The sequence below is a fragment of the Phycisphaeraceae bacterium genome (assembly GCA_020639155.1).
Lineage (GTDB): Bacteria > Planctomycetota > Phycisphaerae > Phycisphaerales > UBA1924 > JACKHF01.
This window is the reverse complement of sequence record JACKHF010000002.1, coordinates 109420-135691: the sequence shown is the minus strand read 5'-3', so window position 1 is coordinate 135691 and position 26272 is coordinate 109420. Positions and strand designations below refer to the sequence as shown.

The window sequence follows — 26272 nt, the reverse complement described above, 5'->3', positions numbered from 1 at the left end:
GGTGCTGTCAGTTCATGATGTTGTACGAAATCAGCTATGCACTGGATGCGGTGCTTGTGCGTATATTGATCCAAGTCAGTTTCATATGGCTGACGTTCCTTCGCTTGGACGCAGACCGTTGCGCCAGCAAAGCTCAGAGGCTGAAAAAGCAGAAGCACTTGAAGTCTGTCCAGGCTACAAACTCAAACACACCTTCGAAAAAAGTAACCCCATTTACGATACTTCGCTCGTCGATGCGTGGGGCCCAGTCATCAAAGTGTGGGAAGGTTACGCCGCTGATAGCGAAGTACGCAATGCAGGCTCAAGTGGAGGCGTTGCCACGGCACTCGCTCTCTACTGTATTGAACAAGTTGGAATGCACGGCGTGTTACACACCAAGGCCGACGACCAGACACCGTATCTCAACACCACAACACTCAGCACAACGCGCGACATGCTGTTGAAAACAACCGGATCGCGTTATGCGCCAGCAAGCCCGTGTGATGGGCTTGCGCAGATTGAGCATGCAACCGGGCCGTGTGTTTTCATCGGAAAACCATGCGATGTAGCCGCAACAAACGAAACCAGAAAACTCCGTCCTGCTCTTGATGCTAATCTGGCACTGACCATTGCCTTCTTCTGCGCTGGCACACCTTCGACCCAAGGAACAACTGATCTACTCAGGAAAGCTGGCGTATCAAATCTGAAATCCATCACAGGGCTCAGATATCGTGGAAACGGCTGGCCGGGTCGCTGGGTAGTGGACTTTACCGATGAGAGTGGGCAGGCTCAGTCACGTTCTATGTCGTACACGGATTCGTGGGATTTTCTACAGCGATATCGGCAGTGGAGATGCTACATCTGCCCAGATCATACAGGAGAGTTCGCCGACATCGCAGTCGGAGATCCGTGGCATCGTGAACCAACACGAGATGAACCAGGTCGCTCACTCATTCTTGCGCGAACACAACGCGGATTGGATGTGCTACTCGCAGCTGCAAACGCGGGGTACATTGTACTTGAACGAGAAGACAATACGTTGCTCCCAAAGTCACAACCAAACATTCTCGTTACGCGAGCAAACAACTGGGGTCGCCTCCTCGCCCTGAGGGTATGGGGTGCTCCCGTTCCAAAGTACACGGGATTTCCCATGTTCAAGTTCTGGATAACAAAGCTGTCGTTCAAACAGCGGATCCAATCGATTGTTGGCACTGTTCGACGAATCAAATCAAAGGGACTAAAACATCCAGTTGAACTCTCGTCGCCCAGCATGACAACACAGAACAGTTCTCAAACACACTAAACCATGGTTGGTCCCACTATTGCCATTGCCGCGCTATTCTCACTTTGCGCTGTAATTGTGCGTCCAGGCGCAGCTGCTGGGCTTATCGTGGCGTCGCTCCTGATTTGGCCGGAATATCTGCGCATACCGATGGGACCGATCCAGATGTCCGCAACTCGTATTGTTGCGTGTGTTGTGCTTATGCGGCTGCTTTTTTCGGGTCGGCAAGAACTCGTCAAATGGTCGTGGCCAGATGCTCTCATCATTCTTCACTATCTCTGGAATATTGTCGCTGCGGTTACAACGAATGCCGAACCGGATTTTAGAAACGAGATGATTGGTCGAGCATTTGACACTGTCATTATTTACTTTGCTGCTCGACTTGCGTTTACAACACTGGCCGATCTTCGATCGCTTATTTTTCCATTGGCATTGTGTGCTGTTACCCTTGGTATTCTTGGCGCAATGGAAGCTCTTACCTCACGGTCTCCATACCAAACACTGATCCGATATCACACATGGATCTGGGTTGTGAAGGATCCTGATTACAGGCTCGGAATGCTTCGGGCATTCGGAAGCGCCAGTCACCCCATTTACTTTGGCATCATGATGTCAATGCTTACCGGGATACTTTGGGCTTTACGGCCTTATGCAAAGTCAAAGCAGCTGCATCTTTGCTTTATCTTATTCGCATTGATCGGATGTCTGAGCAGTTTGTCTAGCGGCCCAATGATGGGCCTGGTTTCCTTGATTATTCTCTGCTCATTTTACTACTTTCCAAGTCTTATTTATCCAGCCCTTGGCTGCCTCATTGCCGCATCAGTCTTTGTCGAGTTCGCGTCGACACGCCACTTCTATAACCTGATCGACTACCTTGCTCTGAACAAGGGAACCAGCTGGTATAGAACGCGACTCCTTGAGGTTGCATGGGCGAACCTCGGAGAGTATTGGGCTGTTGGTGTTGGCTCAAACTTCCCGCACCACTGGGGGCAGCAAATCGACACCCGCCAGCATGTCGATGTTGTGAACAACTTTATCATCGTTGCACTCAACGGCGGCCTGCTCGGTCTAGCACTCTACTGCGGATCGGCTATTGGGTCTATTCGCAACGCAATTCGTTGCTACAAACAATCGACATCAAAGTCCCACAGAGTCACCGCATTCTGCCTCGCTTGCACTGTCATCGCCATACTTGTCGCGAGCATGTCAGTTGGATTGTTTGGCGGGCAGATGATTATGTACTATTTTCTGATTGCAATGACAATGTCCTTGCGTCCAGTGAGGGCGGTTGTTCGAGGCACTCGCAAGAATCCGTCTCCTCAAGAGCACAAGTCAATCAGTACGGGGCCATCAATCGCAACGACACAGCCAGCATAAAACAGCATGCCTTCAACATTTATGGTAGACAAAATCTCAATAAATAAAGATAGACCGTGTCTTGAAAATACCTCTACGGTCTCGATCATCATTGTGAGCTACAACACAAGAGATCTCACATTAGAGTGCATCCAGTCTGTCATTGATGAAACCACACTACCATACGAACTCATTGTGCTCGACAATAACTCATCAGATGGTTCGGCAGATGCAATCGCTTCAAGATTTCCAGATGTGCAACTTATCCGCTCGACCGAGAACCATGGATTTGCGGGTGGCAACAATCGAGCGGCAGCGCACGCAACCGCAGACCTCATCCTGCTGCTCAACCCGGATACTATTGTTCTGGATAACGCTATCGATCGGCTTGTCGCGTTTTCGCGTGAACACCCTCACGAGCAGATATGGGGAGGACGCACCGTCTTTGCAGACAAGTCACTGAACCCGACGTCATGCTGGCGCAAGATGACTGTGTGGAGTTTGCTGACGCAGGCCTCCGGTTTCAGTTCGATCTTTAAGGGTTCCGGTTTCTTTAACTCAGAGGCATACGGCGGGTGGAAGAGAAACAGCACTCGGCGGGTCGATATCGTCACAGGATGTTTTTTACTGGTGACATCGTCTCTCTGGAAGCAGCTTGGTGGACTTGACGAAGCATTCTTCATGTACGGTGAGGAAGCAGACCTCTGCCTTCGAGCAAGCAAGTTTGATGCCCATCCGATTGTCTGTCCTGATGCAACAATCGTGCATTATGGCGGCGCATCAGAGCCTGTCCGAGCAGACAAGGTAGTCAGGCTTTTGAAAGCAAAGACGCACCTTCTGCACCGCCACATGCCTCCCACCACCCGATGGCTCAGTAAAAAGTTACTGATGCTGTGGCCATTCTCAAGACATCTTGTCGAAAAAGCACGCTCTCTGTCTGGCAGACCAAACGCCTCAAAGTCGTGGGCGGAGGTCTGGAAGCGGCGCAGCGAATGGGCACACGTCGATAGAGCATGGAAGTGAGGTAACGTGTTATGACTGTGCTGCAGCAACTCGCAGATGTTGAATCATCAGACTCGTTTTCAAACCGTATGCGTTCAGCACGATTCGAGAAGTTCCTCGGGCTTGCCTCAACGCTTCCGAAGCCTATTCGTATTCTCGATATTGGTGGCACTAATAGATTCTGGGAAATGCGAAAGATCGCAGGGAACGACGACTTCCAGATCACGCTGCTCAACCTTCAAGCAGAGCAACAGAAGCACAGCAACATCACGCCATCGGCAGGCGATGCCACACACATGCCCGAGTATGAGGACAACTCGTTCGATGTCGCATTTAGTAACTCTGTTATCGAGCATCTCTTCACGTATGAGAACCAACAGAAGATGGCAATGGAAGTGCAGCGTGTCGCCAAGTGCTACTGGGTGCAGACTCCAAACTTCTGGTTTCCAATAGAACCGCACTTTCATGTGCCGGGATGGCAATGGATGCCCAAGTCCATTCGTATTGCACTCTTGCGCCGATTCCGTTGCGGCTGGCGAGGCCCATGTAAGAATAGAGATGAAGCAAAGGCGCTCGTGGATGAAGTGAGACTCATGCAAAAAAACGAGATCGTGTCTTGTTTCTCAAACGGAACTGTGTGGGCAGAGAAATTTTACGGTCTGACAAAGTCATGGGTCGCGTACGGCGGTTTCCCTAGTAACTAGCACGGCATTATGATCTGGGCAGTGACAGGAATCATCATCGTATTGATACTCACCGTTGCACTGATGCACGAAGTAGTACTACCGCACAGATCGAAGCTCGCATCAGTGGATCGAATACGCAGATTTACCGCAGCACACAAACTGCTTGTGCTGACATATGACGACGGCCCGGACAGCATCATTACTCAGCAGTTACTTGACCTGATGCACGAGTACAAGGTCCACGCAACGTTTTTTTCGTTATGGTCTCGGGCATGCAAAAATCCCGAGTTGCTTGACCAGATACAGGCAGACGAGCATGAGATCGGTTCGCATTCAGAGCACCATCTGAACGCGTGGAAAACTATGCCATGGAAGAGTACACACGATCTGCAACAAGGTCATGCCCAGCTCAAGCAATGGCTCAGTCCCTCGAATTTGTTCAGACCACCGTACGGCAAACTGCTCGCGCCAGGAGCCCGTACGATGCAGAAGTACAAAGCTACACCGTGCTGGTGGACGATTGACTCGGGTGATACGGAGAAAACGCTTGGTGACCCTGCGCAGGTTGTCCAACGAGTGCGGTCTGAGCATGGCGGTGTTGTCCTGATGCACGACTTTGATCGAAGTCACAGAGATGACGCGGAACAACGACGAAACTATGTGCTCCACATGACTCGTGATCTGATTGAGCTTGCAAGAAAAGAAGACCTGACAATCTGCACATACGGCGAACTACTTGACCGCATGAAGCAGAACATCAAACGATGAGTACCGAAAAGCCCAAACGTATACTCGCGATTGCCTCCGGTGGCGGACACTGGGTCCAAATGCTCCGGCTCCGCCCAGCCTTTGATGGACATCGTGTGTGTTACGCAACAGTTCGGAAGGAGTACCAGCAGGATATTCCGAACGATACGCTCTTTGTGATCTCGGACGGCACGCGCTGGAGCAAGCTTAAACTCATCAAGATGGCACTGCAGATCCTCATCATCATTCTCAGGGTTCGTCCCCACGTGATTCTCTCAACAGGTGCCGCACCCGGTTACTTTGCCTTCCGCATCGGTAGACTGTTTGGAGCCAGAACACTTTGGATTGACAGTATCGCAAACGTTGAAGAAGTCTCTATGACATGCAGGCTCGTCGAAAAGCACGCCAATGCCAGATTGACGCAGTGGCCGCATCTTGCAGAGAAAGATGGTCCGGCATATCACGGCGCGGTTGTTTAGAACGACAAGAAGAGATACAGCATGATCTTCGTTACCGTTGGAGCACAGATGCCTTTCGATCGCATGACACGTGCGGTCGATGCGTGGGCACACAATCGAAGCCGTGATGACGTGTTCGCACAAATCGGTACGACAGAGTTTACACCGTCGCACATGCAGTGGTCACATCTGTTGTCGCCCGAAGAGTTCCGCACAAAGGTCGAACAGTGCAGCGTGCTTGTTGCGCATGCGGGGATGGGATCGATCCTCACTGCCCTTCAGGTTGGCAAGCCGATCCTCGTTATGCCACGCCGTGGTGATCTGAACGAAACCCGAAACGACCATCAGGTTGCAACAGCCAAACGATTCCGTGAACTTGGTCGAATTGAGGTCGCCGAAACGCCGGAAGAACTGGCTGAAGCGCTCGATAACCTCGGCTCGCTCTCTGCAACGGATCGCATCCAGCCGTTCGCATCGGATCAACTGATCCAAACCGTTCGCGCATTCATCAATACCGGACACCTGTAAAACTGCCAGCACGCACAAACCGATGTCATATCGCCACCGCGCAGTCGAGGAATCGTCCGAGAAACTGCCGATTACCGAGAAGGTCACGCACATGATCGATACACAACCAGCACCAGCAGCACTCGCCTCATCAACCGCAACGGACTTGATGGAGCGCATACACACAAATACGGCAAAGGTCGGCATCATCGGGTTGGGATACGTCGGTCTGCCGCTTGCTGACTCATTGCATCGTGGTGGATTGCCCGTGCTTGGATTTGATGTCGATCAATCAAAGATCGAAGCATTGGCCAAGGGGCAGAACTACCTGCGGCATCTTGGCGATGAGATGACAAAATCACTCTCACGCAGTGACAGGTTCGACGCAACAACAGACTTCTCGCGCCTCGGTGAGTGTGACGTGATTCTTGTGTGCGTGCCCACCCCTCTTGGCAAGCACAACGAGCCCGATCTCAGCTACGTTATAAACTCTGCTACTGAGATCGGCAAGACGCTCCGCAAGGGGCAACTGATCGCGCTCGAATCCACGACATATCCGCGCACGACGCGCGACGAGTTTCTGCCCGCCATGCTCAAAGCGGCTGGCGAACCCGGCAAGTCACTGCGCAGCGGCGAAGATTTCTTCGTTGCGTTCAGCCCCGAACGAGAGGATCCAGGACGCAAGGATCATTCCACGAGCACGATTCCGAAACTGGTTGGTGGACTTGATGATACGTCCACGCATCTTGCGACTGCGCTCTATTCGAAAGGGATTGCAAATGTTGTCCCTGTCTCGAGCGCCGAAGTCGCGGAATCGGCAAAGCTGCTCGAGAATATATTCCGTGCGGTAAATATCGCGATGGTCAACGAAATGAAGACCATCCTGACTGAGATGGATATTGACATCTGGGAAGTGATCCGTGCAGCGTCGACGAAGCCGTTCGGTTTCATGCCGTTCTACCCAGGCCCCGGGCTTGGCGGACACTGCATCCCGATCGATCCGTTCTATCTGACATGGAAGGCAAAGGAAGTTGGTCGCCCGACACGGTTCATTGAACTCGCCGGTGAAGTCAACACATCCATGCCCGCGTATGTGATCGAGCGTCTCACGCTCGCGCTCAACCGAAGACGCAAGTCTGTTGCTGGGTCGCGTGTGCTGGTGGTTGGTCTTGCGTACAAACCAGATGTCGACGACACACGCGAAAGCCCGTCATTTGAACTTATCGAGCATCTCCGCGAGCTTGATGCACAGGTTGACTATCACGATCCGCTTGTTCCGGTATCACTGCCGGTACGAAAGCACGATCTCGGCATGAATAGCATCGACCTGACAGAAAACAATGTCGCCTCTTACGACGCGGTGCTGATCTCAACAGCCCACGCGTGCATCGATTACAGCCTCATCGCACGATCAGGAACACTGGTTGTGGATACTCGCGACGCAATGCGTCAGTTTGCTGACGATATGGGAGACCGTCTGGTCCACGCGTGATCAGATTATTACGGGAATATTGACCACATGCACGCACACGCTCAATCCTACGAATCCCCCAGCGTTTCAACGCCGATCAGCACTGGCACAGGTCCATCGCTCGGGCGCTTTGATGGTGTCGTGTGTTTCGGCGGCGTCGACTGGTGGTACCACAATCGAGGCCATTACGATCTCCAGATGATGCGCGAGTTCAGCACGGTCATGCCGGTGCTCTACATTAACTCGATCGGGATGCGCATGCCAAAGGTTGGCAGCGGCAGCATGTTCTTCCATCGCATCAAGCGCAAACTCAAGAGTATTAGTCGTGGTGTTGTTCCGGTGCGTGACAACTTCTGGGTGTTCAGCCCTGTCAACCTTCCCGGAAAGCAGTTTACGACGTTCTCAAAGAAGATGCTTCCAATTCAGGTCCGATGGGCAATGAAGAAGGCCGGCATCAAAAACCCGCTTCTCTGGGTCGCCGTGCCAACAGCCCAGCCGATGACTGAGAAGATTGAGCACGTCGGCCTGATGTATCAGCGTACCGATCGATTCGAGGCATTCAAGGGCGCAGATCCCGCGTTGATTCGCGGGTATGACCGAAAACTGAAGGCTGAAGCAGATGTAACGCTCTACTGCTCGCACTCGCTCATGGAACAGGAGAAGCACGAGTGCAGCCACGCCGAGTTCATCGACCATGGCGTGGACTATCGCAACTTTGAAAAGGCTGGCATTGCCGCAGACGAGAATCGCAAGCAGGTCGAGTACGGCGCAACTGATCCGGAAGATGTGTGCGGCATCGCTCGACCACGCGTCGGATTCGTGGGAGGCATTGACAGCCACACCTTTGATCCTGATCTCTTTGTTGAGGTTGCGCAATCACTCAGTGACATGCAGTTTGTGCTCGTAGGCGGATGCACTCTGCCCGATGGATGGTGCGACCTGCCAAATGTCCACATGCTCGGGCAGAAACCGTATGAACAGGTTGCGCAATACATGGCTGCGTTCGACGTGCTCATTATGCCATGGAACCAGAGTGAATGGATTCAAGCGTGCAACCCGATCAAACTGAAGGAGTATCTGGCGGTCGGCAGACCCATTGTTTCGACTCCGTTTGCTGAGTTGGATCACTATCGCGGCCTCGTGACATCGGCTTCCGGAACAACGCAGTTTGTTCGAGCAATTCGCGAAGCAATTGAACAATCGCACGATCCTTCGGCTGGGAGAAAGCGTGTGCAGACCGAGACATGGACACACAAGGCAAGCAATGTGCTCCGCCTGCTCGACTTAAAGAAACTCGCACCGACACGCCAGAGTTCGCGCCTCGATGCGATGCTTGGTCGTACGCCAAAGAATCCCGAGACAGACACTTCGCCGGAACCGACGGCGTAACTATCTGTTCATGCCTGAATCAGAAACACAAGCAGCCACTTGCGACACAGAGCGTGATGTGAGCTTATCAAAGTCGCTACAGGGCAATGTAGTCTTCGTGCTGCTTTCCAGCAGCATGATTCGTCAACCCTTTGCGCTTGCGACACCTCTGCACCTGCTTGACTTTGAGATTGCGTCAAAGACCACGCTCTTCCAACACTGGGCGAGCATAATCCCGGATTCATACAATACATGTCCAACCGAAATACGAGTTATGCTGGCTCCTGAGGCACCAGCACCCACCTCCGTGCAGGAAACGAATCGCATCCGTATTCTGCGTGACCGTGACGGATACCGTGGACCTGCTGGGGCATTGATCGATGCGTGCGAAGATCTCCCGGAAAACACACTCATCGTTGTGCTGGAAAGCACAAGGGTGTTGTTTGCGAACCTGATGCCGATGATTGCATCGCACATCGACCGCGCACACGATGTCACCGTCGTGACCAGCGCAACAGATCAGCCGGTGGGAGTCACTATCACGCACAGAGCCATGCTGGATTCAATTCCGCGGCGCGGATACATCGATCTGAAAGAGCAGTGGCTCGCGCAGCATATCAAGAAGAATGCCAGAGTCTTTGCGCACCGTGTCCCGTTGGGCAGTTCACTCCAGATACGAAACCGCGCTTCACTGCTTGCAGCAATGGCGCAGCTCAGCAGGATGCAGCACAATACCCGTTCCATACCCAGTGTCAAAATCTCGTCGAGCCGATTTGTCATGCGGGCGCTCGACGGACACGGTGTGATGCACTCGGATGGCACCGCAATCAGCAATCATGCTTCAGCCCCTGGTTCTTACATCATGGCAGGAGCGAACGTACCATCATCCGCAGTTCTTGCACGATGTATTGTGTTTCCCGGTGCGCGAGTACATGAGGAAGAAATGCTCCAGGATCTTCTCATCGGCCCGAACGGGAGAGTAACGGACGATCAGTTCCTGCTTGCCCGACGGAGAGGCGGACGCGCATGAGCAACACTTCACAACGCCACTTTACGACACTCGGCATCATTGCACTCGCCTTCGCAGCGGTCGCCGCGTATGCCGGTCGTGCAGCGTTGCGAGATATCTGGGATCTCGGCTGGCATAACGAGGAACAGTCGCACGTGCTGCTCGCGCTCCCTGTTGCGCTCTGGCTTGCCTATCTGCGCAGAGGGAGGGTGCGCCATGAGCAATGGCGGCCCACATGGCTCGGCCCGCTCTGCATGCTCGCGGGCTACGGGATTTCACTGTTCGGCTTTTCTACTGGCACAGACATCCTCTGGCACTTCGGTGCAATCAGCATGATTCTCGCCGCAGGATTGACAACATTCGGCCCGGGATTGCTTCGTCAGTTCATGCCAGCCATTGTCGCACTGCTCTTTCTGCTCCCGGTACCTGGTACACTGCGCCAAGAGATATCAATACCGCTGCAACGGGCTTCCGCAGCAAGTGCTCACGTCCTGATTGATATCATGGGCTTGCCCGTGACTCGTGATGGGAACGTGCTCACAGTCAATGGGCACGAGGTCAAGGTGGTTGACGCATGCGATGGCATGCGAATGGTGTCAGCCCTTGCCATCGTCGCATACGCCTTTGTGTTCTCTGTACCCATGCGGAACAATGTGCGGGCCCTTATCCTTGCGATCAGCCCCGCGATTGCAATCGTTGTGAACGTGCTGCGACTCGTACCGACAGCGATTGTGTACGGGTATGCAGAGCACGAATCAACGGGCGATCTGGTCCACGACATCGGCGGCTGGGCAGTTCTCGGACTCGCACTCATCCTGCTCTGGGGTTTCTTACGATTCCTCCGCTGGCTTGAGGTACCGGTTGACCCTCACAATGTCGATGCAGGATGAACATAGCACCCTCATTAGACGTTAAGTTTCTGGATCGCACATGAACTCAAAGCAACAACATCGACAGGGGACTGCCTACTGGGCACCAATTGGTGCAGCTGTTCTCGTACTTTTGGGCTCCATTCTCCATGGCGGTGTTGGGACAGCCCACGTCAAGGGCACTGAAGAGTACATGCTCTCCGTCGAGCACGCTGTCAATGACATCCCTTACCACATTGGGCCGTGGGTTGGCGAAGACGTTCGTATGACAGAGCCCGCAAGACGGTTACTCCAGCCCAATGTTGTTCTGAGTCGTAAATATATCGATCATACGACCAACACCGGGTTTTCACTGCTGATCGTCCACTGCAAGGATGTGCGCGACATGATTGGGCACTGGCCTCCAGTTTGCTATCCAGGGCAGGGGTTCAGGGAAGTCGAATCAGACGACATCAATGCGCCACAACCAGCCAACCTGTATAGGGCAGATCTTCTGGCATCGCCCGATGTCGTTCGAAGATACAGGTTCGTACGCGAGAATGAGATCCCTGCGCAGAAGCTCATTGTGTACAACTTCTTCGCGCGCCCAACCGGCAAAGAGCGGTACGCGGTGGACATTCGTGCGATTGAAAAAATCTCAGGCGATCGCCGCATCGCCGGACTTGGCTCAGCTCAGATCCAGCTTGTACTGAGCGACAATATAAGTGAAGAGATTCGAGAGCAGATTATCCAGCAGGTCTTTGACACCATCCACCCAGCGATCAGCGCCATCATCAAGGGCCCGATTCAAGAGAAGACGGAGATACCATCGTGATTTCTGCAGCTAATCAGGACCAGATGCAATATGACGCGGCTGAAACGCCAGGCAGCAGTGTCTCGCCGGTTGAGATTGTCAACCGTGGGTTGCGCGGCAGATACCTGCCAGCAATGATCCTCGGCACGCTCTTTGCCATTCCCGCATCCATCATTGGCTACATGAGTGTGAAGCCAATGTACCAAAGTGTTGGCACAATCTACGTCAGACCGGTGCAGGAAACACTCATATTCGATACAGGAAATCAGGGTACTTATATCCGTGGAGTTCCTCCCTTTGTTGCAGCTCAGGCAGAAATGCTCGGCGGCAGGCGCGTGCAGGAAAAAGCCGCGAGCGACCCCAAACTCATCAGCAAGGGATGGCCCCGAGGTCTGGAAGGCGTTGCAAAGCTCGAGCGCGCAATCAGTGTCATTCCACCCAAGCGTGAATCAACCCTCATCAAGATTGCTGTGGAACATCAAGACCCGCAGCTTGCATTTGCTGCATGCAATGCAATGGTCAACGCGTATGAAACTATCTTCAATGACGAGTCCGGCGCCAGAGAGAACAACGAGTTCTCGAAAATCAGGGAACTTCGCGACCAGCTCTCCCAGTCAGTACGAGTCCTGAAAGAGCGCATTGAGACGGTGACACAACCACACAGCTTCGATGATCTGATCAAACTTCGTGAGGACAAGTCAAAGCAGCTCAGGCAGACAGAAATCGAAATTGGTCTGATGAAAAACGCGATGATCAGCGGCGCAGGCGACCCGGATCACAGTGTGAACTCCTCGGAGTACGAGCTCACACTTGCAGAGTCGGAGCCCGCATTCCAGAACCTGCTCGCACTCCGACTTGAAAAAGAGAAAAAACTGCTGGCACAACTCGCTGTGCTGACACCCGAAAACCAGACAGTCATCCGGACACAATCTGAGTTGGATCAGATCAACGAACGCATCCGCGAGCGCATTGTGCGCGCGATTGAAGACGGTCTCATCAAGGTACCCTTTGATAAACGCACTCTGCTCTGGTCGCCGCAGGAACTCGAAGCACAGATGATCGCGAAAGAGAAGGATCGTCAGCATCTCGCGCAGGAGTTGAGCGATTTCGATGAGAAGATCTCCCACGCCAAAGATCTGACCGCTGAGATGGAAAAGGCTCAGGATGAATATGACCTTGTCAACTCACGCTTCCAGCAGCGCAACTTCGAAAGTCAAGCAGGAACAGGCACGATTGACGTGCAGGATCGCGGCAACCTTCCACTGCATCCATCAAAGGATCGACGAATTCCTCTGGCAATCGCTGCAGCATGTGCAGGCATGGGCTTTGGCATGTTTATTGTGTGGACATACGGATTCATCAAGGGATCGATGCGCTACATCACCGAAGTTGACGGACAGGTGTCATCCGCGCAGTTGCTTGGGTCACTCCCACTTATTGAAGAGGATGATCCGGAATCCCGCGAACTGGCGGAGATGAGTATTCACTATTTGCGTAACTTGCTTGTCTCGCGCAGGCCGCGCAGCATCGGACAATGCACTGTTTACACACTGACAAGCCCGAGCCCTGGAGATGGAAAGACCAGTGTTGCACTCTCACTCGGTGTTTCCTTTGCGGTCTCGGACCATCGCGTGCTTATGCTTGATGCTGACCTCATTGGACGCGGTCTGACCACCGATCTGCGTGCTCGCGGCGAGCAGGGACTTTCTGAAGCTGTCCAGAGCTCGGATCCTGTCTCGTTCACGCGCAAAACACAGGTTGAAGGATTGGACATGCTCCCCGCAGGGGCAGACGAAGAGTTCCCACCGGAACGATTGAGCGCCGAAAGTTTCCGTGAGATGATCAACGATCTACGGCAGCATTATGACACGATTCTTATCGATACCGGGCCAATCCTCGGATCGCTCGAAGCGAACATCGCGTGCATATGCTCAGACGAGACCATTATGATTGTCGGTCGAGGTCAACGCTCGCGCATGTTCCATGCAGCGGTTGAACGCCTCAACAGAATCGGCGCACGCTGCGCGGGTGTCGTGTTCAACCGTGCCATCCCGGAAGACTTTGCCAAGAGCGTCACATCCGTCAGTATCGGTGCTCGGTCGATCGGCATTCCTGTCGGTGGACGCACAGATCCGGCACGATCGCACCTTCGATCGCTTTTTATCTCACGCCTGCCTGATTACGCAACCAAAGACACCACGGAGTGAAGCCGCTGGCATCCATCTCCTCACACATACCATTCGTGAATCATCAGCCTCGACAGGCAACCCCAACACCCTCGTGGACGTTGTGGGGTGTAAACTGTCTTGATCTGCACGATCGGTACTGGGCATCACGCGGCATCCAGGTTGTCAGACCTGGACGTGGTGATACAGTGCAGAAGGGCCCAAAGGTTTTTCTGCTCATTGGACGCACTGCAGTCGTTGACTTTAAGCTGCAGAGCGTGCTTTCAGCACTCCACTGGCAGCACCTCTCGGCAGTTCGTGTTCGTATTGTCGATGACAGCACCGACCTGTACCACGAATCGGTTCATACCGATGACGAAGGCCGTGTCCTAAAGATTGCTCGCAGCTATGCGGGCCAACTCGCCACCACTGCGCAGGTCTGGGTGACAACACATCAGCCTCTCGCTGAGCTTTGGGCGCAGTCAGAGCATCGTCCGCACGGCACACAGGTGCTGGGCACTGTGCTAAAGCCGAATGCACGGGGCGCTATTCGCGTTCATGGGCGCGTCTTTGATTTTCACGAGAACATTCACGTACTCGAATGGCTCAGCACAACCGGATCAAAGTGGCATCGTGTTTCGTCCGTCTTTGAGGGAATATACGAATACCAGCCCGGCGTGTGGGTGCACGAATCTGCAACAATCGCGAGCGATGCGCGTCTTGCCGGACCGCTGTGGATCGGTGCAAATACCGAGATCAAACCTGTCGCTCGGGTCATCGGTCCACTCCTGCTTGCAGATGAAACAAGAGAGCCGCCAACACAGCCACCTGTCCAGTGGGACCTTGTCTTTACACCTCATTGGAACAAACTCCCAACCCTCAGAGGCAGGTCGGCGTACCGCGTTTCAAAGAGACTCTTTGATATTGCATTCGCACTGATAATGCTTCTCTTCACTATCCCAATATACCCATTGATAATGCTCGCAATCTATATCGAAGATGGGAGACCATTCTTCTTTACCCACATACGTCAATCAAGACAGGGCAAACCGTTTCCATGCCTGAAGTTCAGAACAATGTACAACAACGCCGAGGAGATGAAAGCCCAGCTTCAGGCGCAGAATATCTGCGACGGACCACAGTTCTACGCTGAAAACGATCCTCGCATTCTCAAAACGGGAAGGTTCCTTCGCAAAACCCAGCTTGACGAGGTGCCGCAACTCTTCAATATCCTGCTCGGACAGATGAGCGTTGTTGGGCCGAGGCCAAGCCCCGACAAGGAGAATCAGTTCTGCCCCGCATGGCGCGATGCAAGGCTGTCGGTTCGCCCCGGATTAACCGGGTTATGGCAGGTCCGAAGAACACGAGAACCGGAAACCGATTTCCAGGAATGGATTCGATACGATCTTGAGTATGTCCAGCAACAATCGTGGCGTCTGGACATTTGGATCATTGTTCAGACATTTAAGACGATATTCTGATACATAGAGCAGATCGGCCCACCTGTGGGCAGCACACACAGACTCGCGAACGAGACATCCATGGCCTCACGACGGAACAGAAAATATCGCGCACTCGCAAAGCTTGCCATTGTGCTCGGGCTGATCGGCCTGATCGGTGGTGGACTCTGGTACTTCCAGAAGCATCGCGGCATGGACGATGCCCTGCGAGAAGGCAAGGACGCATTGAATGCCGGTGATTATCCTCGCGCCATGAGCCGGCTCAGCTATTACGTCAGCAAGGACAAAACAAATCCCGATGCACTGTTCTCATTGGCGCTCGCCCGCAAGCACGTCAAGACAGAGGGTGTAAACTACATTGATCGTGCAGCACAGTTTGCTCGTGCAGCACTCGATCTCGCGCCCGATCGCGTTGACATCATGGAAGAGTTGCTGACTCTCTATAGCGAGTTGGGTCGTGCCTCTGAAGTGATCAATATCTCAGAGCGTCTGCTCGCAATCGATTCTAAGAACAAGCGAGCATTGACTGTTCGAACAGAAGCGCTCAACGCGACGGGCAAGGCTCCCGAAGCACTCGATAACGAGCTAAAAACAGCCGAGTATTACCCTGATGACTTTGAAGTCCATCAGCGCATCATACTGCTGATGGATATCGTTGGTGAGGATCGCCAGAAGATTCTGCAGTATATCGAGCGACTGCAGCCAAAGTTTGGGGCACTTGCGTCCTACTGGTCAACACAAGCACAGTTTCTTACCAGCATTGGTGATAACGATCGTGCTGTCCTGATGGCCAAGAAAGCTGCAGCCATACCTCCTCGTGATCCGGCCGAGTTGACGCTCGTGCTCAACCAACTCTCCGTCGAGCGAACAATCGAGCCGGAACTCACAAACGATTCCCACGATGTTCTTGAGCGTGTCATCACCACAAGCAGTGATAGACCAGAGATGCTCTTCACAGCTATCGCACGTGCCTACAAGGAGGGTGAAACAGAACTCTTCGCACAAGGGCTTGGATTCGCACTGGCAAGGATCAAGGATGCAACACCAGTCGATTTGATCTACTTGATCATTGGTGCCAACAACACAACGAACTCGTCTAACGTGCGGGAAACCGCACTCAACGAGTTGAAAACCAGATCGGACCCCGAGGTTCCTGACTGGTTGATCTTTGTCCAGGCCTGGGACACATTTGCACGTGGCGAGATCGGCCCTGCCCGACAACTGGTTGATCAGATCAAGAGCGCCGACCTTGACCCGCAACTGCTGAACCTTCTTGAAGGCAGAATCTCTCAAGCGCTGAACGAGCCCGCACTGGCCAGGACGCATCTTGAGCAAGTTGCCATCGACCCAGCATGGCACATCGCACGGCGCGATCTCGCAGTTGTGCGCCTTCAGCAGGGCGACTCGCTCGGCGTTATCCAGCTTGCACGCATCGACCCGAAGCTCGGTGCAACAACTGGTGGCATCACCATCATTATGGCTGCGCATGTTGAACGTGCAGAACGCATTGACGCAACACAATCGACCAAGGTCGCTGCTGCCCGTTTGTTCTCCACAATCATGCCCGAGATCACAGATGCCCCCCCATCACTTGTCGCACTTCAGTCGCGTGCATTGCTCGCTGCTGGCGACATCCGAGGTGGACTTCGCATTGCGAGAGAACTGGCAACAACCAATCCGCCTCCAGAGGCATTTGTGCTTGTGTCACTTGCTGACAAAACTCGCCAGCATGACGAAGAGATAACAACCGCATTGCTTGATCGTGCTCGTGATCTCTATCCGGACAGCGCCGCCGTTGCGTTCGCACGCGCCGTCGATGTTGCAAACCGTGGCGATGTTGAAGCTGGCAGAGCTATACTGAAGGATGCGCTTGCCAAGGCAAAGCTCACAGAACAAGCCGAAGTCACATCGCTGAGCGCGATCTTTGAATCCAGATTCAATCCGGGAACATCCGGACAGATGGCGCTTGTAGAGGCATCTCGAAAGCTGCCCGACGACATCGGCGCACAACTCGCCCTGCTCAGCGATCAGAACTCATGGAACTCGCGCGAGTACATCGGCGAAGCAATCGAGCGGTTACGCAAGCTGACTGGTGAAAACGCAACCGGATGGCGCGTCTATAAGACACGTGAGTTGCTGCTGTTTGGAAAGTCAGAAGCTGATACTGCTCAAGCATCCCGCTATGCATCAGAAGTGCTCAGGGACGATCCCACCAATATTGATGCACGCGTTCTCGCGGGCGACGCGTGGCTGAGGATGGGTGACAGAACCCGTGCCATCGAGCAGTATCGTGCTGCTGCAGAGCTGGGTGGCCAGGGCATTGCAACCTATCCCGGACTCATTGAGCTCTTACTCTTTGATGGCCAGCGCACCGAAGCCGAACGCTACATGCGTTTGTTCATGCAGATCGAAATACTTCCGGATGATCTGACAGTCGCACGCGGCCTGCTCGCATCACAAATGGGAATGACAAACGAAGCCGAGCCTGATCTCCTGCGTGGAGTCGAGATCGGCGATGAAACCGCAGGTCTCGAACTCATTCGCAATGTCATGCGCCGCGACAATCGCGCTCGGGCACAACAGATTGTTGACACCTTCCTCGCACGTGAAGGCGATCCGCTGCCAAGCATGCTCGCGATCGCAGCTGATCTTGCTGCTCTTGACCGTGGCGTTGATGCAGGTCTGAGCGTTCTTGACAGACTCCCGAATGATGCGCCGAACTACCTCCGCACAATCGCATATGCAGAACTCCTCAACCGCTTCGGCCAGATCGATAGAGCAAGGCAAACGATGCAGCCTCTCCATGAACAAGGCCTCATCGCTGCATCAACACTGCTTGCGCGGCTGGAGATCGAGTCAAAGAACTATGAGCAGGCAAAGGAAATCGTTGTAAACTCACTGGCAAAGCATCCAAATAATCCTGAGCTCAAGCGGATACTATCAAGAATTGAACTTGCCAGTGGGAATGACGATGCGCTCGCTGCTGCGTTATATGACATGGCGCAAGCCGCGGCAAGCAACAGTATCGAGTTGCCCGGGACAACTCAGCTTCTCAGCACACTCGAACGCCTTTTCAAGAAGCAGATTTCAAAGGACACTGCACTGCTTGAGGTTCGACGAATCACCGCTGACGCGCCAACAAACTTTGACGGGTGGCGTGTGCTCGCAATCCTCCAGATGGATGCTGAAAAGTTTGAGGATGCCGCAAAGTCAGCACACGCCGCTGCTGCTGCTGCACCAACCGATCCTCGTGCGCAGGAGTTCGCTGCACGCACATTACAAGTGATTGGCAGGCTTGAAGAGGCTCGAACGATCGGGCTGAGCTGGGCAAAGATCCTCGGTGCACAGTCGATGGAAGCAGACTGCTTCCTTGCCTCGATCGAAAGCTCGCTGGGGAATCCAAAGCAAGCATATGAAAAGATGAAACCGTGGATCGAACGTATCCGCACACTTGGAAACTCAGATCAGGACAAGATCTATCTTCTTGGTGTTATTCTAGCACAGAACGGAGACACCGACGGCGCTGCCGCAGCACTCTGGCCACAAAACACGTCGGACGTCCAGGCGGTATTGCGATATCTGACCGCTGTAAATGTCTTCACCCAGAATACACAAGCAGCACGCACATGGATCAAACGCGCAGAGCCAGTTCTCTCACAGATTCCCGATGGCAGACTGGCGATCGCGGATAAGTGGTACAAGATCAGCATTGATGCAGCAGACGGATCAGGTGATCTGCGAAATGTCATTGCCATGCTCGATGGACACATTGAGTCCATGTCACAGCCGGACATGGCCTACCTCATGCTTGCTGCCGCACATCAGGCTCTCAACGAACTCGATCAAGCGGAGAATGCATATCGCAAGTCGCTTGAGATCCAGCCAAACAACACCAAGGCAATGAACAACCTCGCCTATCTGCTTATCACGAGAGGAACCAAACTCTCTGAAGCGATTACGGTTGCCCAACGCGCAGTTGACCTGGCGCGAACACTGAACCTGCCAAACCAGGAACTCGCCGCATACCACGATACACTCGGGCTTGCGATGCTCCGTAACAATCAACCGCGGAATGCGCTCGATCAGTTTGAGAAATCCATGACGCTCAACACATCCTCCGGTAGTGCTGCAATAGGACTTGCTGAGGCGTATCTTGCACTTGGTCAGCCATCAGATGCTCGGAACGCGATCAGCAGGTTTGACCGTCTGCCCGAGCTTGCTCGTAGTCTGGCACCCGAGGAACAGGAGCGACTGAACGCAGTTCAGAGCGAACTCCGTTCTCAAGGTCGATAAGAACTATCCGAAATCACAGGCCTCTTCGCCTCGGGAGCAGTGCCAGCTGCTCCCGTGCTGTTTTTGTACACCGCCTATCCAACATGCTGCCACACACCGACCTGCCACAGATCCTGCTGAGGCACATGTAACGCAGCAATCCACGGCAGTGGTAAGACAGGATGGAACCAGATAGACCCGTACCTGCGCGCAAGTCGTAATGCGGATGCTGGCGCAATCTCCTGCATCAACCGAAAGACATCGCATCCCCGCCATCCCGGGAAGAGCCGAAGCCATGCTGTTGCATCTTTGTCTGTATCAAAGGAAACGGGTGCTGGAGCACCAAAGATGTGAGCCAGTTGTTCGTCCGCGTCAACATCAAGAAACACATCCGTCGTCCAGAGCAAACGCTCCCGCATACGACCACGAAGCCGATGCATGTACAAATCCAGATCGTTCCATGGACCAAGTTCACCGAGTGCAACAAGGCACCCGTTCGACGCAACACTTCGCCATGCACGATCAAGGAAAATCTCCGGATTCTGCTGCAAACAAAGTGCGCCATCAAGCACAACGCAATCGAATGCGCTGCTGCCATCGAGAACTTCCACACATTCAACAGACGCGCCGCGATCAAACCAGTCTTCAACTGGATCTCGCGATGTCACAGCATCACATCCGACGATCGCAACTCGCGGTCCACGAATGCCGGCACTGCCAAGCGCAGATCGCACGTGCCGACCAGTATCAACCATGTGGGGCTTGAGCAGCTTTTGCCTGCCCTCAAGCAGCGCGTCAACACCAACGTGAGCACAAGAAACCGACCCACACTCCATATTCGAGTTACTTTCGATCAGACGCATTCTCGCTTCAACAATGTCCAGTGCTTGCGAGCGGATACTGATCGCTGTGTGCTCGCGAACCGCATCTGCTCTCCAGTTCTGTGGCTTGTCGCTCAATAGTCCCAGCCCAGCTCGTGCAACATCGCGGAGTGCATCGCCGACCTCCGGCCCGGGCTGTTTATCCGACTCCATGCGACACACAAACGCGCGAGCGTGCTTCTGCAACCGGTGTCCTTCCAGCAGCATGCATAGCCACAACGAATAGTCAAACGCGATCATTCGCTGCTCGTCAAATCCACCCAGCGCAAGTGCGGTCTCACGCCGAAACACAACCTCCGGTCCAACGAGACATCGTCCTGCAAACCAATGGGTCAACGGCTTTGCGATGAGTTCCGCAGAAACCTCGCTGATCGGCGCAGGCCTCCATGTTGTCATGCCTTGCTCGTTTGATAATCTGCAGTCTCCAATAATCGCACCAGCATCGCTCTCATGCTGCAAAGTCTCGCACGCCCATCGCAGCGCCCCCTGCTCAAAGCAGTCGCTGTCAAACAACACACACACGTACACTCCGCAAGCCTGGCGCAGCACGTCGTTAACTGCGTGTGGAACACTGGTTTCCTTCATGCAACGCACAATCACATGATCGGTCTGACATCCCGTCTCGGATGCGTGTGCCCGTTCCCGTTCGATTGAAGCAAAGTGTTGGTCGGTTGCCAGCGGATCAGCACGTATCACCGACACAACCGTGAGCAGTGCTGGGGTTGTCGTCCTGCTCATCGCGCAACAAGTTCCAACTGAACCGAGTTCGAATCCATAGCACCTATACCAGCTATTGTCCGCACTTCGTCAGCAATATCACGATGGTTTGCGCAGCGCGGACACTTGTGCTGACCACCCAGCTTTCCCTTCGATGCCATCCACGCGTGGAATGCGCCCATTCGCACCGGTGTTACGATTGGTGGACCCATACTCAGATCGCTCTTGCGTTTGGTTGTGTAGTCGACATTTTGTGACTTGATCGCCTTGTCAAACTCATCGGCAAAGTGTTCAAGTTGCACTGCGGAAGCCTGTTCTATTTCAAGAATTAGTTCCAGTCCTGCTTTCCGTCTTTGGGCGCTGTATACCGGAGCAGCGGTGAACTCTCCAACCTCGACGGCCAGCACACGCGCTGCTCGCTCTACAGCGTTTTCAATATGCTCGGCAATGATGTTCTCGCCGAACGCATTGATAAAGTGCCGATGCCTACCCACGACACGAACCCGCGGCGGACCATCCCCAGATCGAACAAGTCTGTTTCCTTCGTACAGCGAAGGCACAGTGTCAAACTCAACAACATCGCCAAGAACGTATCGCCACAGCCCTGCACATGTTGACAGCACAACGACGTACTTCTGCCCCTTTTCCACCTCATCGCACAGAAACGCTGGTGCATCAGGTCTATCGATGTCTTCAAGTGGGACAAACTCAAACATGTTCCGATGGTCGGTCAGCAGGCGCATCCCGGGATCGTGCGCCTGATCCTGAATAGCAACAAAGCCCTCGCTCGCCGGGTATAACTCAAGCCGATATGGGATGTCTTCTGTGCCTCCGGACCACATCTGTCGCATCCGAGCATCAAACGGCCCGTACTTCACACCGCCATGCACGAACAACTGGAAGTTCGGCCAGATCTCCTTTAGTGTGCTGACATACTGGCCGCGTTCGCGAGCAACTTCAAACAACCGCTCAATAAGCACCAGCATCCAGCTTGGCATGCCGCTGACCATGCGCACGTCCTGATCAATCGTGTGTCTGGCCATCGCATCAATCTTGTCCGTCCAGTTGTCCATCAGAGCAATGCCTGAACCAGGTGAGTAGATCCGAGAAAGTGGCCAGTGGATCTGTGTTGCAGCAATGCCGGAAAGATCGCCGGTGCGAACGCCCTTGTCGCTCACGGTCATCGCGGTTGACCCGCCAAGAAACAAACACTTCCCCCCCATAATTCCGGGGAGCGAGATTCCAAAGTTCATCGCGTGCGTGAAGATATCTCTTGCAGCTTTGAAGTTCGACTTTTTCATCTCCTCCGTCACCGGGATGAACTTGTCGCCAGCTGTTGTGCCGCTTGTCTGGCAGAAGTCTCGGACAAGCCCAGGCCACAGCACGTCTGGTTCCGCATCCTCGCGCATGCGGGCAATCTGGTCCTTGAATGCGTACCAGTCTGCAATAGGCACCAAATCCCGATACGCACGGAGCATCTCACGCCCTGCAAGCCCAACGGCTTTGCCAAACATGTGTTCCTGACCGAACTCAGTCGCTGATGCACGATGCAACAACCATCGAAGTTGCCGAAGCTGCATACGCCCAGCATGCTCTCGCACATGATCGACATCTGCCAGACGTGCCGCACGTACCGTCTGCAGCGCGCCAAGACCAACGCCGACAAGTGAGGTAAGCCTGTATGGCGGATGCGTCACGACACTCTGAGACAAGTGAAACTCCAAATGATGCACAACATAACCTGCATAGGAATCAATCACAGCACGGACGAGATCCGTGTCAGCGTGAGTGCGCCATCGACTCGTTGCTGCGAAGCGTTTCTTCGAATGCAAGCATCTCGCGAGCAAATGCCTCAGCGTGCTCCATCATCGGAACATGCCCGCACTCGTCAAACCACACAAGCTTGGAATCCTGTAGCCGATCATGAAACTGCTGCGCAGCATCCGGCGGCGTTACAACATCCTGCTTGCCCCAGATAAGCAGTGTCGGCACGCGCACACGTGAAAGCTGATCTCCAAGATGATTCCGACGAGCCGATCGACTCAGACGCACCATCGCAAACCGTCCCAGCTTCGTCGAAAGCTCCTGATGTGCACGATCAAGATCCGACTCACGCATATGCAGTTCGGGCCGATAGAACAGCTCAGCAATTTTGCGACGTAGCCACTCGCGACTCGGATGGATCTGGATGTCTGACACCATCGACTTTTCAATGACACCAGAGGCGCCCGTCAGAAGCAATCCCTGCACCAGTTCCGGATATTCGATTGCAAGACGCGTCGCAACATGTCCGCCAAACGAGTTACCAACCAGCACCACCGGCGAATCGCTCACCGACTGCAGCAGCTTTGCTGTCAGATACACAACACCGTCAATCGAGCAGTCCTTGCCGGTCAGTTGCAGCAACGGTACCTCGATCATGGTGCATCGCACGCGGTGCTTCACAAGCCCGACAACCGTCTCCCAGTGCTCGTTCAGTCCCACAAGACCGTGCAGAAACACAAACTGGGTTCCATCACCCGTCTCAGCAATATCAACGCGAACCGGATCCCCCGACAATCCGACGATTTCGATGTCCCGACGATCCAAATCAGCCGCGCAATGAGAATGTGCGCGGCTTCTGCAACAACCCGCCCCCGCATGGGTCTCACCAATAACGTGTTGTTCTCGCGCACCATCCAACAGCGTGGCACCTCACGTGTATTCAGACAAGGCTAAGCATTGATAGTATCCACCATACATCAGGCTTCCTCACGTCTGAAATGATCTTCAGGCAATCAATCATACTTCCAAAGACCAAACAGTGTGCAATTTTCTCTGGCTTCATCCAATCACCGAGGCGAACTCACTTTCACTCGCTCTAATTTGCCCAAACTCGATACGAACGGTCCGATCGGCTTGGGATGCAATGCTTGTCGAGTGCGTCACCATGACCAGCGTCAGATTCTGCTGCTCACGCACGCGCATCAGCATCTCAAGCACTCTGCCAGCCGTCTGCTCATCAAGGTTCCCTGTCGGCTCATCCGCAAGAAGAAGTCGCGGCTGGTTGATCAAGGCTCTGGCAATCGCAACTCGCTGACGCTCGCCACCGGACAACTCAACCGGTCGATGACCAGCTCGCTCGCCGAGCCCTACGACGTCAAGCAGCTCATGAGCCCGCTGTGTCAACTCACGACGGTTTCCCCAATAGCCGAACCCATGGCGCACCATACCTGCAATCACAACGTTCTGCAGCGCGGTCAACTCCGTAAGCAGGTGGTACGCCTGAAACACAATCCCAACCTGCTGCGCCCGATACACATCGCGCTGTGCGATCGACATGGCACCGATATCCGAACCATCGAACACAATCGTCGGCTCGGGCTTTGCGTCGGGACGATCAAGACCCGCGATCAGATGTAACAGCGTGCTCTTCCCAGAACCAGAGTCACCGAGTACCGCGACACACTCGCCCTCATTCACGTGCAGTGTTGCACCGCGCAGCACCTGCAACGGCACCTTGCCCATTTTGTAGGTCTTGTGCAAGTTAGTTGCTTTGAGTATCGGTTCAGCCACGCATCAGTCTCGTTTCGCAGGTCCACACACCATCATTCAAATCGCAGTGATCTCACAGGATCCATGCGTGCTGCACGAATCGCCGGCCACGCCGATCCCAGCACACACACAAACACACCAACCACAAAGATGACGACAACCTTCATGGGATCAACCTCGTTCGGTATCTTCAGCAGGTAATACGTGTCAGGATTCCACACCTGCGCTCCCTTGCCGAACGTCTTGCCGATCCAGTCGTTGATCGGATTGATATTTCTGACAATGAGAATCGCGATCACAACGCCAAACATAGAACCAATCATGCCAAGCAGGAATCCATAACTGATCCAAAGTCCAGCGATCCCCTTCCTGCCAGCACCAATTGACCGGAGCACGCCGATATCCTTGGTTTTCTCTGAGATCATGGACCAGAAGATCGCCAGCACCAGAAACACACTCGTAAACGAGATCACACCGAAGATGAACATCACGAGCGCGGTTTCCTTGCGCACTGCACTGATGAAAAAGGCGTTCTGCTCTTCATATGTCGAGATCTGAATCTTCTCTGTGTCAGGCACCTGGCCGATATGGTTGCTGGCGAAGACCTTGTACACGCGCTCAGCAGCTTCCTTCGCGTCGTACTCGTTGTACCCGTCTGCTGCTCGGATCACAATATCGGTCACACGGGCTGGATCGATCTCGGTCGTCTGCGCGTCATAGTTTCCCATCGCTGCTGCAATCGGATCAATCACACTGCGCGTCGCCTCGTTCATTTGCAGCGATCGCTGCACCAGCGAGAGCGGCAACAGCACCACTTCCTTGTCGATCTGGATCACGCCTGTATGGAACTCATTGGCAATCGGCACAGTCTGGCTTACTACCTCGCGGGGCCGACCGATCGAGTCAACCGGGAACATCGTCACTGTGATCTGCTCCATCGGCCCAAATCGCGCCACCTTGCGTTCTGTCCCGTCCGGCAGCAGCTGTGTTCGCTGCCCGGGCAGATACAACTCCGGCCCTTCGCGTGCCATAAACCCAAGAACCTCGATACCCACAACCGCAGCAGGAACAGCGCGCCCCGTATCTTTCTCGACGCGCGACATGGTCACACCAGCCTGAAACACGTCCTCCCATGTCGCATTTGGATCGACAACAACGCCGCTCTCCTTGTCGTTGGCGCGTTCGTACAACCACATCGTTTCTGACAATGGGTTCAACCGGGGATCTGAAAGTTGAAAGTCTCGAGGATGCGCCTTTGTGATCGGCTTCCACCAGAGCGAGTCTCTGAAGTTTGCAACCTGCGAGAACGAATCAGGATCAATCCCCCACACCTGCTTGGGCATCACGCGCCCCTCGGGCAATCGCACCATCGCAAAGGTCTGGATGACGGGTGTCGCTATCCGGATCTCGGGCTCGCGCTCGAGCATCTCGATCAGCTCGTCATAGTGAGCAAACCCGGCGCTGGGCCACTGGATGGAAACATCGCCCGTGAACTTCGTGCTGGTCTTGATCAAGTGGTTCAGGAATCCGCCCATCACAGACCAGGTCACGAGTTCGGTTGCTGTGATCAGCATCACCGCCAGCGCAGCAAGCAACGGCATGATCTTGCTGAACAGATACCGGCGCGTGAGGAGAACTTGGTACACGCACGAGGGTAGGTTCGCAACCTGTTGGGACACCAACACACCACAGAATCTCAATATCCCAAGAGACAAG

The 26272-nt window shown here is 54.0% G+C and carries 20 protein-coding genes; 15 read left to right on the top strand and 5 right to left on the bottom strand.

Features of this window, described 5'->3' with window-relative positions; all coding sequences use genetic code 11:
* Positions 1-85 precede the first annotated feature (85 nt).
* From H6815_11200 to H6815_11130, 15 genes are all read left to right on the top strand, one after another.
* A complete protein-coding gene (locus H6815_11200) occupies positions 86-1282 on the top strand; it encodes a Coenzyme F420 hydrogenase/dehydrogenase, beta subunit C-terminal domain (GenBank protein ID MCB9861003.1) in 1197 nt (398 codons plus the stop codon).
* Positions 1283-1285: 3 nt separating this feature from the next.
* Positions 1286-2638 carry a hypothetical protein gene (locus H6815_11195; protein ID MCB9861002.1) on the top strand — a complete coding sequence of 451 codons (1353 nt, stop codon included), beginning with the start codon at positions 1286-1288 and terminating at the stop codon, positions 2636-2638.
* 21 nt (positions 2639-2659) lie between these two features.
* On the top strand, positions 2660-3640 hold the full coding sequence (locus H6815_11190; protein MCB9861001.1) for a glycosyltransferase family 2 protein: 981 nt from the start codon (positions 2660-2662) through the stop codon (positions 3638-3640).
* 11 nt (positions 3641-3651) lie between these two features.
* Positions 3652-4323, top strand: coding sequence for a class I SAM-dependent methyltransferase (locus H6815_11185; protein MCB9861000.1), 672 nt, complete (start codon positions 3652-3654; stop codon positions 4321-4323).
* 21 nt (positions 4324-4344) lie between these two features.
* Positions 4345-5073: a polysaccharide deacetylase family protein gene (locus H6815_11180; protein MCB9860999.1), complete on the top strand. Its 729-nt coding sequence runs from the start codon at positions 4345-4347 to the stop codon at positions 5071-5073.
* Positions 5070-5531: a UDP-N-acetylglucosamine--LPS N-acetylglucosamine transferase gene (locus tag H6815_11175; protein MCB9860998.1), complete on the top strand. Its 462-nt coding sequence runs from the start codon at positions 5070-5072 to the stop codon at positions 5529-5531. Before H6815_11180 ends, H6815_11175 begins: the two co-directional genes overlap by 4 nt.
* A gap of 21 nt (positions 5532-5552) precedes the next feature.
* A complete protein-coding gene (locus H6815_11170; protein MCB9860997.1) occupies positions 5553-6038 on the top strand; it encodes a glucuronosyltransferase in 486 nt (161 codons plus the stop codon).
* 148 nt (positions 6039-6186) lie between these two features.
* Positions 6187-7509 (top strand): nucleotide sugar dehydrogenase, encoded by a 1323-nt coding sequence (locus H6815_11165; GenBank protein ID MCB9860996.1) that lies wholly within the window; start codon positions 6187-6189, stop codon positions 7507-7509.
* Positions 7510-7536: 27 nt separating this feature from the next.
* Positions 7537-8877, top strand: a complete 1341-nt coding sequence (locus H6815_11160; protein MCB9860995.1) for a glycosyltransferase — start codon at positions 7537-7539, stop codon at positions 8875-8877.
* 10 nt (positions 8878-8887) lie between these two features.
* Entirely contained in the window at positions 8888-9886 is a 999-nt protein-coding gene (locus H6815_11155) for a hypothetical protein (protein ID MCB9860994.1), read from the top strand.
* Positions 9883-10755, top strand: coding sequence for an exosortase/archaeosortase family protein (locus H6815_11150; GenBank protein ID MCB9860993.1), 873 nt, complete (start codon positions 9883-9885; stop codon positions 10753-10755). Before H6815_11155 ends, H6815_11150 begins: the two co-directional genes overlap by 4 nt.
* Positions 10756-10795: 40 nt before the next feature.
* Positions 10796-11548, top strand: a complete 753-nt coding sequence (locus tag H6815_11145) for an exosortase-associated EpsI family protein (GenBank protein ID MCB9860992.1) — start codon at positions 10796-10798, stop codon at positions 11546-11548.
* Positions 11545-13734 (top strand): AAA family ATPase, encoded by a 2190-nt coding sequence (locus tag H6815_11140; protein ID MCB9860991.1) that lies wholly within the window; start codon positions 11545-11547, stop codon positions 13732-13734. Before H6815_11145 ends, H6815_11140 begins: the two co-directional genes overlap by 4 nt.
* Before the next feature lie 35 nt (positions 13735-13769).
* Positions 13770-15173 (top strand): sugar transferase, encoded by a 1404-nt coding sequence (locus H6815_11135; GenBank protein MCB9860990.1) that lies wholly within the window; start codon positions 13770-13772, stop codon positions 15171-15173.
* Positions 15174-15233: 60 nt separating this feature from the next.
* A complete protein-coding gene (locus H6815_11130) occupies positions 15234-19445 on the top strand; it encodes a tetratricopeptide repeat protein (GenBank protein MCB9860989.1) in 4212 nt (1403 codons plus the stop codon).
* A gap of 74 nt (positions 19446-19519) precedes the next feature.
* Here H6815_11130 and H6815_11125 read toward each other — a convergent pair whose 3' ends face one another.
* From H6815_11125 to H6815_11105, 5 genes are all read right to left on the bottom strand, one after another.
* Positions 19520-21043, bottom strand: a complete 1524-nt coding sequence (locus H6815_11125; GenBank protein ID MCB9860988.1) for a glycosyltransferase — start codon at positions 21041-21043, stop codon at positions 19520-19522.
* Positions 21040-22734, bottom strand: a complete 1695-nt coding sequence (locus H6815_11120; protein MCB9860987.1) for a GH3 auxin-responsive promoter family protein — start codon at positions 22732-22734, stop codon at positions 21040-21042. The genes H6815_11125 and H6815_11120 overlap by 4 nt, the downstream gene beginning before the upstream one ends.
* Before the next feature lie 67 nt (positions 22735-22801).
* Positions 22802-23611, bottom strand: coding sequence for an alpha/beta hydrolase (locus H6815_11115; GenBank protein MCB9860986.1), 810 nt, complete (start codon positions 23609-23611; stop codon positions 22802-22804).
* A 234-nt stretch (positions 23612-23845) separates the two neighbouring features.
* Positions 23846-24529: an ABC transporter ATP-binding protein gene (locus tag H6815_11110; protein ID MCB9860985.1), complete on the bottom strand. Its 684-nt coding sequence runs from the start codon at positions 24527-24529 to the stop codon at positions 23846-23848.
* A gap of 80 nt (positions 24530-24609) precedes the next feature.
* Entirely contained in the window at positions 24610-26202 is a 1593-nt protein-coding gene (locus H6815_11105; protein ID MCB9860984.1) for an ABC transporter permease, read from the bottom strand.
* Positions 26203-26272 lie beyond the last annotated feature (70 nt).

Excerpts from the sequence above, each read along its gene's own strand:
- H6815_11200 (MCB9861003.1), top strand. The coding sequence starts at position 86 with ATGGCTGACGTTCCTTCGCTTGGACGCAGACCGTTGCGCCAGCAAAGC.
- H6815_11195 (MCB9861002.1), top strand. The coding sequence starts at position 1,286 with ATGGTTGGTCCCACTATTGCCATTGCCGCGCTATTCTCACTTTGCGCT.
- H6815_11190 (MCB9861001.1), top strand. The coding sequence starts at position 2,660 with ATGGTAGACAAAATCTCAATAAATAAAGATAGACCGTGTCTTGAAAAT.
- H6815_11185 (MCB9861000.1), top strand. The coding sequence starts at position 3,652 with ATGACTGTGCTGCAGCAACTCGCAGATGTTGAATCATCAGACTCGTTT.
- H6815_11175 (MCB9860998.1), top strand. The coding sequence starts at position 5,070 with ATGAGTACCGAAAAGCCCAAACGTATACTCGCGATTGCCTCCGGTGGC.
- H6815_11170 (MCB9860997.1), top strand. The coding sequence starts at position 5,553 with ATGATCTTCGTTACCGTTGGAGCACAGATGCCTTTCGATCGCATGACA.
- H6815_11165 (MCB9860996.1), top strand. The coding sequence starts at position 6,187 with ATGGAGCGCATACACACAAATACGGCAAAGGTCGGCATCATCGGGTTG.
- H6815_11160 (MCB9860995.1), top strand. The coding sequence starts at position 7,537 with ATGCACGCACACGCTCAATCCTACGAATCCCCCAGCGTTTCAACGCCG.
- H6815_11155 (MCB9860994.1), top strand. The coding sequence starts at position 8,888 with ATGCCTGAATCAGAAACACAAGCAGCCACTTGCGACACAGAGCGTGAT.
- H6815_11150 (MCB9860993.1), top strand. The coding sequence starts at position 9,883 with ATGAGCAACACTTCACAACGCCACTTTACGACACTCGGCATCATTGCA.
- H6815_11145 (MCB9860992.1), top strand. The coding sequence starts at position 10,796 with ATGAACTCAAAGCAACAACATCGACAGGGGACTGCCTACTGGGCACCA.
- H6815_11130 (MCB9860989.1), top strand. The coding sequence starts at position 15,234 with ATGGCCTCACGACGGAACAGAAAATATCGCGCACTCGCAAAGCTTGCC.
- H6815_11125 (MCB9860988.1), bottom strand. The coding sequence starts at position 21,043 with ATGAGCAGGACGACAACCCCAGCACTGCTCACGGTTGTGTCGGTGATA.
- H6815_11110 (MCB9860985.1), bottom strand. The coding sequence starts at position 24,529 with ATGGGCAAGGTGCCGTTGCAGGTGCTGCGCGGTGCAACACTGCACGTG.